The organism is Pseudomonas indica NBRC 103045, assembly GCF_002091635.1.
Taxonomy (GTDB): Bacteria; Pseudomonadota; Gammaproteobacteria; order Pseudomonadales; family Pseudomonadaceae; genus Pseudomonas_M; species Pseudomonas_M indica.
Genome location: NZ_BDAC01000020.1, coordinates 17255 through 34791, shown reverse-complemented (window position 1 = coordinate 34791; position 17537 = coordinate 17255). Strand labels below are relative to the sequence as shown.

Sequence of the window (17537 nt, the reverse complement as noted above, 5' to 3'; positions counted from 1 at the left end):
GGAGAAAAGTCATGCTACCCAGCGAAGAAGCCCTGCAAATCCGCGACGTCGCTCGCCAGTTCGCCCAGGAACGGCTGAAACCCAACGCCGCCGAATGGGATCGCGAGCACCGATTTCCCGCGGAGGCGATTCACGAGATGGCCGACCTCGGCTTTCTCGGCATGCTGGTGCCGGAAGAGTGGGGTGGGGCCCAGACCGGTCATCTGGCCTATGCCATGGCGTTGGAAGAAATCGCCGCTGGCGACGGCGCCTGTTCCACCATCATGAGCGTGCACAACTCGGTGGGCTGCATGCCGATCCTCAAGTTCGGCAGCGAGGCGCAGAAGCGCAACTTTCTCATCCCGCTGGCACGTGGCGAGATGCTCGGTGCCTTCGCCCTGACCGAACCCCAGGCCGGGTCGGATGCCAGCGCGCTGAAAACCCGCGCAAGGCGCGACGGGGAGCACTACGTACTGAACGGCACCAAGCAGTTCATCACCTCGGGTGCCCATGCCGGAATGGTGATCGTCTTCGCTGTGACCGATCCGGCGGCCGGCAAGAAGGGCATCAGCGCCTTCATCGTGCCCACCGACAGCCCCGGCTATCAGGTGGCGCGGGTGGAGGACAAGCTCGGCCAGCATGCGTCGGACACCTGCCAGATCGTCCTCAACGATGTGCGAGTGCCGGCGGAGCTGCGCCTGGGCGAGGAGGGCGAGGGCTATCGAATCGCTTTGGCCAACCTGGAGGGTGGGCGTATCGGCATCGCCGCTCAATCGGTGGGCATGGCCCGTGCCGCCTTCGAAGCCGCCCGCGACTACGCCCATGAGCGCAGCGCCTTCGGCAAGCCGCTGATCGAGCACCAGGCCGTGGCCTTCCGCCTGGCTGACATGGCCACGCAGATCGCCGTGGCCCGGCAGATGGTCCACCACGCCGCCAACCTGCGCGAAGCTGGCCTGGCCTGCCTGACCGAAGCCTCCATGGCCAAACTGTTCGCTTCGGAGATGGCCGAGAAGGTCTGTTCGGCTGCCATCCAGACCCTGGGCGGCTACGGCTACCTGAGCGACTTCCCGGTGGAGCGCATCTACCGCGACGTGCGGGTCTGTCAGATCTACGAAGGCACCAGTGACGTGCAGCGGATGGTGATTGCGCGCGGGTTGTAGAAGAAGGCTGTCGTCCTCGCTTTTGTAGGGGTGAATTCATTCGCCCGACGAGGCCGGATTCGGGCGAATAAATTCGCCTCTACAGGTGGCCTCCCTTCGCTCGCTCCTACAAGGGCCGTGTTCGGCCCTTGCCGCGGGAGCGAATTCATTCTCGATGGGCCGAAGTCATATTCGCGGTGAATGTCCCCCCGGCTTGTACGCGGTGAAATGAGACCTGGTTTGCGATCGTGAGCACTATGACTTGGCAGATTCGGAATTTCCCGAGAAATCCGATGCCTTTGTAGGGATTTGCCCAATTGTCTAACAATCTCCGAAACATATAATCGCCAAACCTCTCGATAATAGGGACTGTGATCTGGATTTATATCTGACAGCAGTGCCGGAATATATTTGAAGAGGGCTGGGGAAATATAAATCCTCAGTGCGTCGCCGAGTGGCAATTGTATGGGGTTCGCCACTGTTCTAATCGTGTTTGACTTGGATTGCTTGGCAGTCACCTGCCGGGGCAACGCTTGCGCTTGCTTTCTGGCGGATGGCCTTCCTCATTGGGAGTCGGCAAATCCAAGTAGATCGAGACGAACCCCCCCGACAATGCATGTTCCAGACTCGGTAATGCCAGCCGGCATTTTTTTCTGATGCCTACGACAACTAATTGGGAAGGCGATGGATATGTTAGGAAATGGTTTTTCCTTCGTTAAATCGACGGCCATCATTGCGGGACAAGTCGCAGCGGTGGTCGCCGGTGGTTTTCTGTCATTCGCCGCGCAAGCGGCGAACTGCACCTATATGCCGGTGAGCGGCAAGGTCTATAACATCGTCAATGAAGCCAGCGGCCTGTATCTGGATGTCGCAAAAGGCTCCAAAGAAAACAATGCAAGCATTATCCAGTGGCCGGCGAACGGGGCAGCCAACCAGCGCTGGCTGGTTACCGACCTGGGTAATAAGGAATGGTCGATTCGCCCCGTGCACAGCAATAAGTCCATGGACGTCTACGGTTGGTACACCGTGGATGGTGGCGCGATCAAGCAATGGGACTACTACGGCTACGCGAATCAGCAGTGGCAATTGGTTAGCACCAGCAGCGGCGCCTTCAAGATCATTGGCGAAAATTCGAAAAAGCTCGTGACGGTAGCCAATAAAGACCGTGGTTCGGCGATCTACCAGAATGCCGATACGTCGTCGGCGAGTCAGCGTTGGTATTTCAACCCGGTGGATGGCGATTGTGGGGCTTCGGTCTCGAAGGGTGGCTCGTTCAGCAAGTCTTTCATGGGCAGCGACAAAATACTGATCGGCGGAGCGATGGAGGATAAAACCTCTGACGCGGCGCCGTTCCATATACGTTACCACTATGTGCATAGCCAGCCAGCGACCAACCAGGCTTGTTATAACAACTGCGATAATGCCTGCGGCAATTTGACTGGCTGGTGGGCCTGCTGGTCGCGGTCGCAATGGAACACCAAGCCCGGCCTGTTCGTTTCGATGTGGCGCGAGCGTAAAAACTTTGTAGCTGGGCAGAAGAATCTCGCACAGATGAAGCACTGGACATGGTATTCGCTGAGGGATCTCGGGGACGCGGCGGGCTATTCCGATGGCCCGGGCGAAGTCAATGCCGTCAACGACGCCAAGCTGCTCAAGCGCTACATGGATGACTACCGTTTCTTCCTCCAGCAGGTCGGAGATGAGAAGACCACAATCCACCTGGAGCCGGACTTCTGGGGCTACGTGCGGTCGATCAATAGCAACCCCCGGGCTGTCCCTGCGCAAGTCAAGGCAGCTAACTCGACCGATTGTGCCAACGACGAGAACAATGCTGCCGGATTGGCAAGCTGCTTGATCTCGATGGCGCACAAGTACGCGCGCAATTCCACCGTAGGCATCCACGTTTCCTGCTGGGACTACACCATGGAGGGGAAATCGCAGGAATGTGCCAAGTTCTTTAAGGATCTCGGCGCCGGCAAAGGCGATTTCCTCGTGACCGATGCTTCGGACCGTGATGCGGGCTGGTACCAGGAGCAAGGGAAGTCTTACCACTGGTGGGACGACAAAGGCTTCGCCACCTACATGAATCAGATCAAGACGCTCACCGAGACCATCGGCAAGCCCATGATCATCTGGCAGATTCCGCTGGGTAACATGGCCATGAACAATACGTTCCAGCACTACAAAGACAACAAGGTGGATTATTTCTTCTCGCGCATGAACGATGTCGCGAATGCACACGTTGTTGCCCTGCTGTTCGGTCCTGGAGATTACCCACAGACCAACCCGGAAACCGATGGCGGTAACTTGATCAGGAAGACCAACAACTATTGGAAGTCGGGCGGCGTATCGCTGCGCTGATTGACTTCGCCCGCTCGGCAACGCGTTCTCCGCGTTGTCGAGCGGTTTTTATCCGCGGTTGTATCGATGACCGCGGATTTGCTTTTCTTCTATCCCGCCAGTCACACGCCCCAGAGCAGGCGCGCTCTTCGAGCCAGCTCTGCTGGCTATTCGTGCGTTCGGCGATATTCTGCTTCGCGAGCAGAGCTCGCTCTACGGATCGTTGTGGGCATCGGCTCACACGCCCGACGCGGTATGAGCGCATGCCTTTCACTCGCCGATAAATCCACTCTGCAGCCACCTTTCGAGCTACCCCTGTGGGCTGGCGGGTGGGTATTTCATTCGTCGTCTTTTTCCAAACCTCTCTTTTCGCTGGCTTGCCGGATAGAATTGTTAGCGCTACCATCGCGCCAAACAATGAACGACCTCACACCGATGGGGTCCCTGGAGAGCGCATGTCTACTGTCCATCCTGCCCGCGTCGAAGAGCCGGCACGCCGCACCCTGGTGGTGATGGGCGTCAGTGGTTCCGGCAAGAGCGACATCAGCCAGGCCGTCGCCGCCGAACTCGGCTGGCGGCATATCGAGGCCGATCATTTCCACCCCCGCGAAAACGTCGAGCGCATGCGCGCCGGCATTCCCCTCGGCGACGAAGACCGCATCCACTGGCTGGACGCGCTGATCGTCGAGATGCAGGCCGCGCTGGCGTCTGGCGAAGGCTTCGTGCTGGCCTGTTCGGCGCTCAAGCGCGCCTACCGCGACCGTCTGCGTGCAGCCGTTCCCGGCTTGCGTTTCGCCCACTTGAGCATCGATCACCCCACCGCGTTGCAACGGGTTGGGGCCCGTCCCGGTCACTTCATGCCGACCTCCCTGGTCGACAGCCAGTTCGCCACCCTCGAGTCGCCGGAAGGCGAGCCCGGCGTGCTGTGCGTGGATGCCTCCCAGGCCCGCCAGGCGGTGGTCGCCGAGGTGTGTGCCTGGGTGCGCCACGTCACCGTGGGTGAGGCGATTCAGGAGCGCGTGGGTTTTTCCGCGCAATCCGGTGATAGCGCTAACCATATCCCCGGCGTGCAACCCCAGTTGACCGGCGAGCCCATCTACACCGGCGGTGTGGCGCGGCTGTTCGACCGTCTCACCGACGGGATGATGGCGGTACTGATGGCCTTCATGGTGGTGGTGGTATTCGGCAACGTGGTGGCGCGCTATGCCTTTGGTACCGGCTGGGCCGGGGCCGAGGAACTGTCGCGGCTGGCCTTCGTCTGGCTGGTGTTCGTCGGCGTCGCATCGAGCATGCGGCGCGGCGAACTGATGCGCTTCAGCATGATCCGCGACCGCTTCCCGCATCTGGCGCGGCGCCTGGTGGATTCCGCCAGTTGGCTGCTGGTGGCGATCGCCAGTGCCTTGTCGACCCTCGGCGCCTGGAACCAGGTGCAGTTCGGCTGGAGCAATTCGAGCCCAGTGGTGGGCTACCCGGTGGTGCTGGCGATGGTCCCGGTGCTGGCCTGCATGGCGGTGCTGGTGCTGCTGGCCCTGGTCCAACTGGTCAACGTCTGGCGCCGTCCCGAAGAGCTGGCCAGCCCGCTGGCCAATGTCACGGCCGACTGAGTCGCGCTTTACCTCCAATAAGAATCGGGCATTGCCCACGAGGACCTGATGACTGTCGCCGTCTTCCTTTCTTCACTACTGGGTTTCATGGCCTTCGGGATGCCCATCGCCTTCGCCCTGATCCTCACCGGCGTGGTGCTGATGTGGTACCTGGACTTCTGGGATGTGCAACTGCTGGCGCAGAACCTGCTGGCCGGTGCCGACAGCTTCCCACTGCTGGCCGTGCCGTTCTTCATCCTGGCCGGCGAGCTGATGAATGCCGGCGGGATTTCCCGGCGGATCATCGCCATGGCCCAGGCCTATGTCGGCCATTTGCGCGGCGGGCTGGGCTTCGTCGCCATCGCCGCCGCCGTGCTGCTGGCCAGCATGTCCGGCTCGGCGCTGGCGGACACCGCGGCGCTGGCCACCTTGCTGCTGCCGATGATGCGCCAGCGCGGCTACCCGCTGCATGCCTCGTCGGGCCTGGTCGCGGCCGGCGGGATCATCGCGCCGATCATTCCGCCGTCGATGCCCTTCGTGATCTACGGGGTGGTGACCAACACCTCGATCAGCCAGTTGTTCATGGCCGGCCTGGTGCCTGGCCTGATCATGGGCGTCGGCCTGATCATCGCCTGGTCGCTGATCGCCCGTGGCTTCACTGAGCCGACCCCGCCCAAGGCCAGCGCCGCCGAACGACGGCGCGCGCTGGTGGACGGCGCGGCGGCGCTGATGCTGCCGGTGATCATCGTCGGCGGCCTGCGCTTCGGCATCTTCACCCCGACCGAGGCGGCGGTGGTGGCGGCGGTCTACGCGCTGGCGGTGTCCACCTTGCTCTATCGCGAGCTGAACTGGACCACCCTGGTGGAGGCGCTGACCCGCGCTAGCCGCACCACGGCCTCGGTGATGTTCCTCTGCGCTGCCGCCACGGTGTCCGCCTATATGGTGACCCTGGCGCAACTGCCGGACGAGATCGGCGCCATGCTCGGCCCGCTGGCCAATCATCCGCAGCTGCTAGTGCTGGCGATCATGGTGTTGATGATCGCGGTGGGCATGGTGCTCGACCTGACCCCGACCATCCTGATCCTCGCCCCGGTGCTGTCGCCCATCGTGGTCAAGGCCGGCGTCGACCCGGTGTACTTCGGCGTGATGTTCGTGCTGATCGGCTCCATCGGCCTGATCACCCCGCCGGTGGGTACGGTGCTCAACGTGGTCGGCGGCATCGGCCGCCTGCGCATGGAGGTGCTGGTGCGTGGGGTGATGCCGTTCTTCCTGGTGTACATGGCCATCGTCGCGTTGCTGATCGCCTTCCCGCAGATCGTCACGGTGCCGCTGGCATGGCTGCGCTGATCGCCATCGCTTGTTCCGCCCGGCGCTCCGGCGCCGGGGTAAACCCTCGCTTTGCTCCGGCAAGGCCCAACCCGTCCTCATCTCACAACAACAAAGGTATCGCCCCATGAGACGTTCACTGATCGCTGCCCTGGCTGCCGCCGTGCTGCTCAGCCCCCTCGCCAGCCTGTCGGCGCAGGCCGACGACATCCGTCCGCGCATGATCCGCTTCGGCTACGGCCTTAACGAGAACAGTAACCAGGGCAGGGCGGCCAAGCTGTTCGCCGAGGAAGTGGCCAAGGCCTCCGACGGCAAGCTGAAGGTGCGTACCTTCGGCGCGGCCAGCCTGGGTTCCGATGACCAGATGCAGAACGCGCTGATCGGTGGCGCCCAGGAAATGATGGTGGGTTCCACCGCCACCCTGGTGGGCATCACCAAGGAAATGGCGGTGTGGGACACGCCGTTCCTGTTCAGCAGCGAGAAGCAGGCCGACGCCGTGCTCGATGGTCCGGTCGGCCGGCAGATCATGGACAAGCTGGAAGAAAAGGGCCTGGTCGGCCTGGTCTATTGGGAAAACGGCTTCCGCAACATGACCAACAACGTGCGGCCGATCGCGAAGATGGAAGACTTCCAGGGCATCAAGCTGCGCGTGATGCAGAACCCGGTGTTCCTCGACACCTTCAACCGGATGGGCGCCAACGCGGTGCCGCTGCCGTTCTCCGAGCTGTTCACCGCGCTGGAGACCAAGGCCGTGGATGGCCAGGAAAACCCCTACAACACCATCCTCTCGTCGAAGTTCTATGAGGTGCAGAAGTACCTCACCGTGACCAACCACGTGTACAGCCCGTGGATCGTCACCGTGTCCAAGCGCTGGTGGGACGGCTTGTCGCAGACCGAGAAGGACATCCTCATGGAGGCGGCGAAGAAGGCCCGTGACTTCGAGCGCCAGGACACCCGCGAGGAAGCGGCCAAGGCCCTGGCCCAACTCAAGGAGAAAGGCATGCAGGTCAACGAGATCAGTGCCGAGGAAGTCCAGCGCATGCGCGAGCAGGCGCAGCCGGCGATCCAGAAGGTGATCGACACCGTGGGCCAGGAGCTGTTCCAGCAGGTCCAGGCCGAGCTGGAGAAAGCACCGCAGTGATGCCCGATGGACGTCTGCCCTTGGTGGGGCGGGCGTCCACCGCTGCCCGCCGGTGTGCCGGTCGCGCTAGAATCGCGGGCCTTTTTGCCATGGAACCGTCATGAGCCAACGTCGTCGCCGCTCCGCCGAACGTGTCACCCTGTCCGATGTGGCCCAGGCCGCCGGTTGTTCGCTGATGTCCGCCTCGCGGGCGCTGTCGCAGCCGGAGCGGGTATCGGATGCGTTGCGCGAGCAGGTGATGAAGGCGGTCAAGGCACTCGGCTATGTGCCGCACCCGGCGGCACGGGCGCTGGCCAGTTCCAAGTCGAACCTGGTGGCAGTGGTGATTCCGTCGCTGTCCAACTCGGTGTTCGTCGATACCGTCGAGGCCATCCAGCGGGTCCTGATGCCGGCCGGTTTCGAGATGATGATCGGCGTCAGCCACTACCGCGTCGAGGAGGACGAGCGGCTGCTGCGGGCTTTCCTGGCGCACCAGCCGGCCGGGTTGCTGGTCACCGGCTTCGAGCGCAGCGACGCGGCCCGGGAAATCCTCGGCAGTTGCCGGGGCCCCGTCGTCACCCTGATGGAATTGAGCGACACCGAGGACGACTACTGCGTCGGCTTCTCCCAGGTGGAGGCGGGTGCGGCCATGACCCGTGCACTCATCGAGCGGGGTTATCGGCACATCGCCTTCGCCGCGACGCAGCTCGACCCGCGTACCCTGCAGCGTGCCGAAGGCTATCGCCAGGCCATGCGCGAGCAGGGGCGCCACGACCCGAATATGGAGCTGCTGACGTCGGAGTTGTCCTCCATCGGCCTTGGTGCCGATCTCCTGGATCGCCTGTTGGCCCGGCATCCCCAGGTCGACGCGATCTTCTTCAACAACGACGACGTGGCCCTGGGAGCACTGTTCCGTGCGCGCCAGCTCGAGATCGCCGTTCCGCAGCGGCTGGCCATCGCCGGCTTCAACGACCTGCCGGCCGCCGCCTGGGTGCATCCGGCGCTGACCACCGTGCGTACGGCACGCGGCCGCATCGGGCAACTGGCGGCGGAAATGCTGCTCGGCCTGATGCGCGGCGAGCCGCCCACGCAACGGCGGATCGACGTGGGGTTCGAAGTCGTCCTGCGCGACAGCGCCTGAGCGTTTCGACAAAAGCGTATTGGTGCACAGGTCAGACAAATTGTTGGTCGACGCCGGCCGGGCGCGACTTAGGATTTTCCCTAGCGACCTGGCTGGCACATTGGCTTCGGCAATGGAGCAATTCGCCATAAAGACGACTGAATTGCCCGGAAATATCAGAATTTTCCGAGCCTCGCTGGCTGCGCCTTACTACCAAATCAAGATCGTCTGATAGTGGCACCTCAGCCCCTCTGACAATTTGCGCCCCGCCTGACAGCGAGTGCTGGCGGTCGAGGGCGCATGGGTCCGATCGGACTCCAGCCTCCCTTTTCTTTCGCCCCGCATTCGCATTCTCAACCGATACCGGCCAGCCCCCAGGGCGGCGGGTATCACATGCTCGACATGCGAGGGTTTGTGGTGCAGCGAAACAGCAGGGCGCATCGGCGCAGATTCGGATGGTCGTTCGATCGGTGGTTCTCCAGGCGGCGGATGGGATTCGCCTGGCTGTTTTCGTTGATGCTCGCCCTGTCGCACGTGCCTCAGGCATCGGCGGAAGTACTGGGTGAATGCCGCTTGTCCGACCCCAACTCCCGGGGCGAGCACACCGATGAAATCTGCTGGCTGCAGTTCGGCAGTGCCGGGCAACTGCTCGCGTCCGGCTACAACGACGACTACCTGTTCACCCTGCCGGACGGCTCCACCCTGCGCCTGCACATGGCGGTGAGCAACGGCGGGACGCTGCAGGTCTCCCAGGCACCGACATGGACCGGCTCGAACTTCAGCGGCGACACCGACTTCTATCGCCTGCTGACGCCGAATGCCGCGGCGCTCTACACGGAAACCAACGGCAGCGCCAATGGGACCGTGGTCACCCTGACGAACATCCGCTTGTTCAACCCGGCCGGCGCCGAGGTGATCGAGCCCTACGAGATCGTGGTGGCGGACGCCGAGCGCCTGAACAGCAACGGGTTGCCCGGTTTCACCCGTGGCGAACGTCTGGACTTCGGTGTGGTGTCCGGCGGTACCGCCTGGCAGACGGTGGAGTTTCTCGGCGACGCGCCGGCAAGCGCGGTGACGCGGCTGTCGTTGCCGGAGGACGGCGGCCCGACCTCGGTCTGCGAAGGGGCCATCGACTGCGTGCGTTTCCGCGGCGAAACCCGTAGCGACGCGAATGCCGTGGTACTGGCCACCCGTAAGGACGTGGCTGGCAGCCAGCCATTCAGCATCGTCGGGCAGATCCATTCCATGGCGTCCCAGGGTTTTGCCTATGGGCTGCGCTGGGGTGGTGCGCGCCTGCGCAAGCGTCTGCCGGCCGGGCGTCTGGAGCCGGCCGACCAGTTCGTCTACCGCATCGAGAACGTGGTGGGCGCGACCATTTCCAGCCGCACCACCAGCGGCAGCGCGTCCGGCAACTATCCCTATATCAGCGGCCAGGTAATGCCCGGCAACACCCTGAGCCTGATCGAAGAGATGGCTCCCGGCAGTGCTTCGACGCTGCGCCAGTACGATCGCAGCATCGCTTGTGTCAACACCAATACGGGCTCTACCACGCCGTTGCCGAGCGGCACCTACGATCCGGCCGATCCGCCCAGCCTGGAGCTGCAACTCGCCGACACGGTGGATTGCACGATCAGCAACGTACCGCGCCTGGTCGATCTGTCTATCGCCAAGAGTGCCTCCGCCACTGCCGTGAGGGCAGGGCAAGCGTTCACTTACAGCCTGCGGATCGGCAACCGCGGCACCCACGACGCGACCAACGCGACCTTCACCGACCGGCTGCCCGTGGGCATCAGCGGCCTGAGCGCGGCCGGCGTGACTTGCGGCAGTGCCAGCGGCGGAGCGGTGTGTGGTGACCTGGGCATCACCATCAGCGGCGATGCGACGAGCGGGTTCGTGCTCAGCGGCCGTATCCAGTCGTTGCCCGGCACCAACAGCGCCGGCTCGGCGGGCAGTGCGGTGACCGTGACCGTCCAGGCCACTGCGCCGACGAGCGCCGGGAATATCACCAACAACGCCTCGGTGGCGCTGTCCACGGACGACTCCACCGTTGGCGAGCCCACATCGCGCCAGGACGACAACCAGAGCAGCGTAACGGTGACGGTCAGCGAGCCGACCGTCGATGCGGTGGACGACCGCTATACCCCGACGCGCGGTGAAACCCGTGCCGGCAATGTCTTCGACAACGACAGCCTGAACAGCCGGACGGTGGCTCCGGCCGATGTCACCGCGACCCTGGTCGGCGATCTGCCGCCGGAGCTGACCTTCGACCCGGCGACCGGCGAGGTCGGCGTGCAGCCGGACAGCCCGGCGGGTTCCTACAGCTTCGTCTACCGGCTGTGCGAATCGGCGAGCACGGTCAACTGTGACGAGGCCACCGTGACCGTGGTGGTGACGGCCCTGGAAATCACTGCCACGGACGATACCTTCGTCACCGGTTCGGGTGCCTCCGGCGATCCGTCGCTGGGCAATCTGTTCGATAACGACAGCCTGAACGGAACCGTGGCCGATCCGTCCACGGTCATCCTGTCACTGGTCGGCACGCCGCCGTCGCCATTGCTGGTCGATACCCAGACCGGTGTCGTCGGAATCAATCCCGGCACCCCGGCGGGCGACTACAGCGTCGATTACCGCATCTGCGAGCGCGCCGTGCCGGATAACTGCGCGACCGCCACCATCACCGTGCGGGTCGCGCCGCCGATCATCGATGCGCTGGACGACGACTACAGCACTTCGACCATCGAAGCGCTGACTGGCGGCGCGGTGGGCAACGTCCTGGGCAACGACTCCCTGAACGGTATCGCGCTGGCACAAGGCGCTGTGACCCTGGAGCAGATCGGTAGTTCCAGCCCGGATGTCAGCCTCGATCCGGCGACCGGGGCAATCCGTGTGGCCGCGAGCGCTTCGCCGGGAACCTACACGCTCGACTACCGCATCTGCGATGCGCTCAATCCGAGCATCTGCGACACCGCCCGGGCAACGGTGGCGGTGGCCGGCAGCATGCCTGTGCGCCTGAGCAAGCAGGCCAGCCCGCAGAAGGTGAAGATCGGCGATCTGGTGCGCTACACCCTGGTGGCGGAAAACACCGGCAGCACCGACCTGGCCGGCGTATCGCTGGTGGATACACCGCCGGCGGGCTTCAGCTATGTCGACGGTTCGCTGGCCGTGAGCGACCGCGATGGCGTCGCCCATCTCGCCGGCCTCGATCCGCTGCGGGTCGAAGGCCTGTCCATGGCCGCCGGTGGTCGCTTGACCATCAGCTATTTCCTGCGCGTCGGGGCCGGCGTCGCCGCCCGTGGCGAGTACGTCAACAGCGCCCGCCTGATGCTCGCCGGCAGCGTCATCAGCAACGTGGCGCGGGCTTCGGTCCAGCGCGAGGCCGATCCGCTGTTCGAAGATGCCCGCGTGCTCGGCACGGTCTTCTTGGATCGCGACGGCGATGGCTGGCAGGACAGCGCCAAGGCCACCGGGCTGAAGGTCCATGGCGGTTTCGCAGCGGACGCCTATGTGCCCGGTTCGACCCTGGTGGACCGTGGCGACGGGCCGCACCCGGAGCCGGATGCCAGTGCACCGTTGCTGCATGGCATCGTGCTGGGCGATCTGCTCGGGCGCCGTTCGCCGGACGAGTCGGCAGGGCAGCGGCGGATCACCATCAGCCAGCGCTTGCGCAGTCCGACCTTCACCGATGACTTCGAATTGCGCAGCGCCGAAGGCACGCTGCTGCGGATGCGCGCCGACGGCAGTGAGACGGTGACGCGTGAGGGCGATGCCGCACGTGGGCTTGGAACCCAGGATCTGCGCGTAACGCGTCATGTCGCTGTGACCGACGGCGGCGAGTACTGGGTGACCTACGAAATCGTCAACGCGGGCGTCGACGAGCCGGGTCTGCCGGGCGTGCGCCTGGGAACGGTAGAAGGGCTGCTGGTGGAAACCGATTCGCGCGGCCGTTTCCATCTGGAAGGGTTGGACGTCGAGCATATCGGTCGGGGCCGTAACTTCATCATGAAGGTGGACACGGCGACCTTGCCGGCCGGCAGCCACTTCGTCGATGGCAATCCGAAGGTCAAGCGCATCACCCAGGGCATGCCGGTCCGTTTCGATTTCGCTGTGCAGGCCCCGGAGCAACCCTGGCACGCACCCGAGCGGGTCGAGCTGGAGCTGGGTGAGGTGGTCTTCGCGCCGGGCAGCGCGGAAATCCGTCCCGAGTACACGCCGGCCATCGACACCATGGTGCGCATCCTTGGCGAACACCAGGGCGGCGATGTGGACGTGGTGGGGCACGCCGAACAACCGGCGCTCGCCTTGCGCCGGGCCGAGGCGTTGCGCGATGCCTTGTTCGCCAGGGTCTCTCCGACGGTGCGCGAACGCCTTGGCATCCGTGTGCGGCCGGAAACCCGCAGCCTTCTGCGGCTGAGCGGTGAACAGGTGCGCCTGGGCGAAGTGCTGTTCGAAACGGACAAGGCCGAGGTCCGCCCGCGCTACCAGGCGCTGCTGGATCAGCTCGCGCAGCAATGGCTGGCCCGCCAGGCCGCCGGGATGGGCAGCCGCCTGGTGATCGTCGGGCATGCCGATCGTCGCGGTTCCCAGGCCTACAACCAGGCCCTGGGTCTGCGCCGGGCGAAGGCCTTGTTCGCCGCGCTCGCCGAACGCCTGCCGCCCGGGGAGAGGGCGAGGCTCAGGGTGGAGGTGGATCACGGAAGCCTCGATCCGGTACGGGAGGGCGCGCTATGAGCCAGCTCATTCGCAAATCCCGTGTCTCCCATGGCCTGCCGTTGAAACCATTGGATGCGGCGATCCTCTTCGCCCTGGCGATGGGCGCTGCGCAGGCGGAAACCCGCGGCCCGTTGGATTGCGACGCGCAAGGTTGCGCCAGCGATGGTCAACCGGTGGTCCGGGTGATCAGCAAGGGGGAAAGCGAACCCCTGTCCGCCGGCTCCTTGCCGGATGCCGACGGCTTGGCGCGCGAGCGCCGGGCAACGGTCGATCTGCAGCAGCTACCGCCTGGGAAGGCGTCGGCACGGCTCACCCTGGAGTTGCCGGGTGGCGGCTCGATCTGGGCCACCGAGGACCCGGCGCTGACCGAGCCGGTGCTGAACGTCCAGGGCAGCCCGCAGGCGGCGTTCGCCCAAGGGCGACTGACCGAACCGGTGCGCTTCCACGTCTACAGCAACTACGCCGGGTTCATCGAGCGGATGGAGCTGGTGCTCTATCGCGGCAGCGATATCGACCGGGTCACGCCGCTGGCGACGCAGGCCATAGAGCCGGGTGTTTCCCGTGAGCTGGCCTGGAACATCGACCTGCCGGAAGGTACCCACCTGCGTCAGGGCGATGAGTTGCAATACGTGTTGCGGGCCTACGGTGCGGACGGCAGCGTCGACGAGACCTGGGCGCAGCGCATACGACTGGTGCGCCCCGAAGATCGCCGTCGCAGCCTCGAGCAGCAGCGCCTCTCGGCGGGCAGCGAATTGCGCGACCTTTCCGCCGAGGCGCTGGAGAGCCGCCGACTGCTGTCCGAAAGCTACGGGCGCGGCAGTGCGTTGCGCCAGCAGAACATTCCGATCCATGGCTCGCGGGTCCGTGTGTCCGGCCAGGACATTCCGGACGGCTACCAGCTGAGCATCAATGGCCAGCCGGTGCCGGTCGATCTGGAGCGCAAATTCGTCGCGGAGTACCTGCTGCCGGTGGGCAGCCACACCTTCGATCTGCGTCTGCGTAACCGCGACAAGGAAATCGACCGGCAATTGCAGGTGGACGTCACCGGCCGCTATCTGTTCCTGGTAGCGATCGCCGATGTCACCGCCTCGGAAAACCGCGTCAGCGGTGCGGTGGAAGCGTTGTCCGCGGACGACCGCTATGAGGACTTCCTGGTGGATGGCCGGCTAGGCTTCTATCTGAAGGGCAAGATCCGTGGCAAATATCTGATCACGGCCCAGGCCGATACCCGCGAGCAACGGGCCGGCGACCTGTTCAGCGGCTTCTTCCGGGCCGATGCCCAGGACGTCTTCCGGCGCCTGGACCCGGATGCCTATTACCCGGTCTACGGCGACGACTCGACCACCCGACGCGACGTCGACACCCAGGGCAAGCTCTACGTCCGGGTCGACTGGGACCGGAACCAGGCGCTCTGGGGCAACTTCCAGACCGGCCTGACCGGCACCGAGTACGCCCAGTACGTGCGCAGCCTGTATGGTGCCGCGCTGAAATGGCGTAGCCGCGACAGCACGGAGCTGGGCGAGGCACGCAGCGAAGTGCGGGTGTTCGGCTCGGAAGCGCAGACGTCGCTGGGGCACAGCGAATTCCTCGGCACCGGGGGTAGCCTCTATTACCTGCGGCATACCGATATTCTCCGAGGCTCCGAGCAGGTGGTGCTGGAACTGCGCGACCCGACCACCGGCCGGGTGGAGGCGCGCACCGTGTTGGTCCGCGACGTCGATTACCAACTGGACGAGCTACAGGGGCGCATGATCCTGACCCGGCCGCTGCTGCAGATCAGCCGGGAGAATGCGCCGACGCTGACCCGCGACACGCCGCTGGGCGGTTACACCAATGTCCTGCTGGTCGATTACGAATACATCAGCCGCGGCATCCGCTATGGCGAAGTCACCGGTGGCCTGCGTGGCAAGCAATGGTTCGGCGAGCACCTGGCTCTGGGTGGCACCTACGTCGATGAGAACCGGGCCGGCGACGACTATCGCCTGATGGGTGTCGATACCACCCTGCAGGCGGGGCGCGGCACCTACCTCAAGCTGGAGCAGGCCCACAGCGAGTCCACCTCCGCACCGGTGTTCTATTCGGACAACGGCGGCCTGAGCTTCGCCCGGCTCAACCCGAACGGCCGCCGCGAAGGCGATGCACAGGCACTCGAAGCAAGGGCCAATCTGAAGGAGCTGGGGCTGCTCGACAACGAGTGGGCGCTGGCCGGCTGGTACCGGCTGGTGGATTCCGGCTATTCCATCAGCCGCTTCGACATCGGCATGCCGGTGATGGAGAAGGGGGCGGAGTTCTCCGGCGAGCTGAGCGAGACGCTGGAGCTATCCGGACGGGCGAGCCGTGCCGAGCGCGGTATCGATCGCTTCGACCAGGCCCAGATCGGCGCGGGCTGGCAACTGAGCGAAGACGACCAACTGGATGCCGAGCTGCGCCAGACCACCGAGACGCGCTCATCGGATGCGGTGGAGGGAACGCTGGGCGCCCTGCGCTATACCCGGCGGATCACTCCATCGCTGGAGGTCTACGGCGTCGGCCAGCTCACCCTCGACAATGACAATGGCCGTTACCGCGACAACGATGCGCTGACGCTCGGCGGCAAATACCTGTTCGGCGATCTCTCCAGTGTCGGCGCGGAAGTGACCGGCGGCGATCGCGGCAATGCCGCCAGCATCAACGGCGAATACCGGGTTGCCGCGGACCACAGCCTGTATGGCGGTTACACGGTGACCACTGACTCCAGCGCGGAAACCGACCCGCTGTTCGGCGGCAAACCGGGTGGGCTGACCCTTGGTCAGCGCTGGCGGCTGTCGAACCAGGCCAGCCTGTTCAACGAAAGCCAGTGGCTCAAGTCCGGAGAGGAGCAGGGCATCGCCCACACTTTCGGCATGGACTTCTACCCGGTCGAAGGCTGGAACTACGGCTTCACGGTGCAGGAAGGCGAGTTGGAGGCCGTCAGCGGTGTCGTCGACCGCCATGCGCTCAGCGTGCGCGGCGGCCATGTCTCGGCGAAGACCACTTGGAGCAGTGCCTTGGAGTACCGTCGCGACACTGGCGCGGAGGAACGCCGTCAATGGCTGACGACCCATCGCATGCTGCACAAGCTCGACGAGTCCTGGCGCATCGCCGGTCGCCTGAATATCTCCGATACCCGCGACCAGATCGACACCCGGGCCGGCGCACGTTTCGTCGAGTCGAACCTGGGCTTCTCCTGGCGTCCGGCGGACAACACGCGGTGGGGCTTGCTCGGCAAGTACACCTACCTCTATGACCTGTCCACCCTGGGTCAGGAGGGCGATGTGTCCCGTTTCGACCAGCGCTCCCATGTACTCGCGCTGGAAGGCACCTACCGCTTCGACCAGCGCTGGGAGTTCGCCGGAAAGCTCGCCGAGCGGCTGGGGCAGGCCCGGGCGGGACGGTTGGAGGGCGAATGGTTCGACAGCCGGGCGAGCCTGGCGGCGGCTCAGATGCGTTACCGCCTGCAAGGCGCCTGGAGCGCCCTTGGCGAATACCGGGTGCTGGAGGTGAAGGATGGTGGGGCACGTCAGGGCTGGCTGGTTGGCGTCGATCGCGATGTCGGCGAGAACTTCCGGGTTGGTGCCGGCTACAACTTCACCGACTTCAGTGACGACCTGACCCGGCTGGATTATCGCTACCAGGGCTGGTTCCTCAACTTCGTCGGCTTCTATTGAGGCACGAGCACGGTTCGCTGCACTGGAAACGGGGCGGAGGCGGGTAACCGACCCTCCGCCCCGTCGCTCAGGCGAGTCTCTCTGCTGCTGTCATCCGGGTTCAGAGGTCTGGATTACCGGGGATTTCGGCTGACTGGCCATTCTGTGAACTGCGAACGGGTTGTTTAACTGAAAGTTAGTATCGTCTCTTGCCGAGAGCGTCTGTTGAGCCGTCCTGGCTGCTTTCTTTCGCTGAGTTTTGCGACATTCTTCATCTTCCTGGCCCGATGCCATCGTGAATATCGACCGGTAAGGACTACTTCAGGGTAGGGATATCCTGATTTTTTCCGCTTCACGGGGGCCCTTCGCCTCCGTTCATCCGTTTCGCCGACGAGGTCGGCAATCCGTTTTTCCCCCGTGTTAAGGCCGACCATCCCATTTCTTGCCACGCCTCGCCAGATTGCGAGCGGCGCTGTGGGCAACGTGGCGGGCGCATTCCGCCCGAGGTGAGGACGATTCGTCTGATTTTTGCCCTACTCGGGGTAGGGAAAGGTT

Annotated in this window: 8 protein-coding genes; all 8 read left to right on the top strand. The window is 64.4% G+C overall.

Annotation, left to right across the window (positions count from 1 at the left end; translation table 11 throughout):
• The first annotated feature begins 11 nt into the window (after positions 1-11).
• The 8 genes from PIN01S_RS20370 to PIN01S_RS20335 all read left to right on the top strand — a co-directional run bounded on the left by PIN01S_RS20370 (position 12) and on the right by PIN01S_RS20335 (position 17003).
• Positions 12-1139, top strand: a complete 1128-nt coding sequence (locus PIN01S_RS20370) for an acyl-CoA dehydrogenase (RefSeq protein ID WP_084338382.1) — start codon at positions 12-14, stop codon at positions 1137-1139.
• A gap of 663 nt (positions 1140-1802) precedes the next feature.
• Positions 1803-3479 carry an RICIN domain-containing protein gene (locus PIN01S_RS20365; RefSeq protein WP_084338379.1) on the top strand — a complete coding sequence of 559 codons (1677 nt, stop codon included), beginning with the start codon at positions 1803-1805 and terminating at the stop codon, positions 3477-3479.
• A gap of 434 nt (positions 3480-3913) precedes the next feature.
• On the top strand, positions 3914-5062 hold the full coding sequence (locus PIN01S_RS20360; RefSeq protein ID WP_244506014.1) for a gluconokinase, GntK/IdnK-type: 1149 nt from the start codon (positions 3914-3916) through the stop codon (positions 5060-5062).
• A gap of 48 nt (positions 5063-5110) precedes the next feature.
• Positions 5111-6388 (top strand): TRAP transporter large permease, encoded by a 1278-nt coding sequence (locus PIN01S_RS20355; protein ID WP_084338377.1) that lies wholly within the window; start codon positions 5111-5113, stop codon positions 6386-6388.
• A 106-nt stretch (positions 6389-6494) separates the two neighbouring features.
• Positions 6495-7508, top strand: a complete 1014-nt coding sequence (locus tag PIN01S_RS20350; RefSeq protein WP_084338375.1) for a TRAP transporter substrate-binding protein — start codon at positions 6495-6497, stop codon at positions 7506-7508.
• A 100-nt stretch (positions 7509-7608) separates the two neighbouring features.
• Positions 7609-8628 carry an HTH-type transcriptional regulator GntR gene (gene gntR / locus PIN01S_RS20345; RefSeq protein WP_084338372.1) on the top strand — a complete coding sequence of 340 codons (1020 nt, stop codon included), beginning with the start codon at positions 7609-7611 and terminating at the stop codon, positions 8626-8628.
• 468 nt (positions 8629-9096) lie between these two features.
• A complete protein-coding gene (locus PIN01S_RS20340; protein ID WP_169715858.1) occupies positions 9097-13335 on the top strand; it encodes an OmpA family protein in 4239 nt (1412 codons plus the stop codon).
• Entirely contained in the window at positions 13332-17003 is a 3672-nt protein-coding gene (locus PIN01S_RS20335; RefSeq protein WP_084338368.1) for a hypothetical protein, read from the top strand. Before PIN01S_RS20340 ends, PIN01S_RS20335 begins: the two co-directional genes overlap by 4 nt.
• Positions 17004-17537: the final 534 nt, after the last annotated feature.

Bases quoted from the DNA above. Each gene is read 5' to 3' on its own strand.
- PIN01S_RS20335 (WP_084338368.1), top strand. From the start codon at position 13,332: ATGAGCCAGCTCATTCGCAAATCCCGTGTCTCCCATGGCCTGCCGTTG.
- PIN01S_RS20350 (WP_084338375.1), top strand. From the start codon at position 6,495: ATGAGACGTTCACTGATCGCTGCCCTGGCTGCCGCCGTGCTGCTCAGC.
- PIN01S_RS20355 (WP_084338377.1), top strand. From the start codon at position 5,111: ATGACTGTCGCCGTCTTCCTTTCTTCACTACTGGGTTTCATGGCCTTC.
- PIN01S_RS20340 (WP_169715858.1), top strand. From the start codon at position 9,097: ATGGGATTCGCCTGGCTGTTTTCGTTGATGCTCGCCCTGTCGCACGTG.
- PIN01S_RS20360 (WP_244506014.1), top strand. From the start codon at position 3,914: ATGTCTACTGTCCATCCTGCCCGCGTCGAAGAGCCGGCACGCCGCACC.
- PIN01S_RS20370 (WP_084338382.1), top strand. From the start codon at position 12: ATGCTACCCAGCGAAGAAGCCCTGCAAATCCGCGACGTCGCTCGCCAG.
- gntR (WP_084338372.1), top strand. From the start codon at position 7,609: ATGAGCCAACGTCGTCGCCGCTCCGCCGAACGTGTCACCCTGTCCGAT.
- PIN01S_RS20365 (WP_084338379.1), top strand. From the start codon at position 1,803: ATGGATATGTTAGGAAATGGTTTTTCCTTCGTTAAATCGACGGCCATC.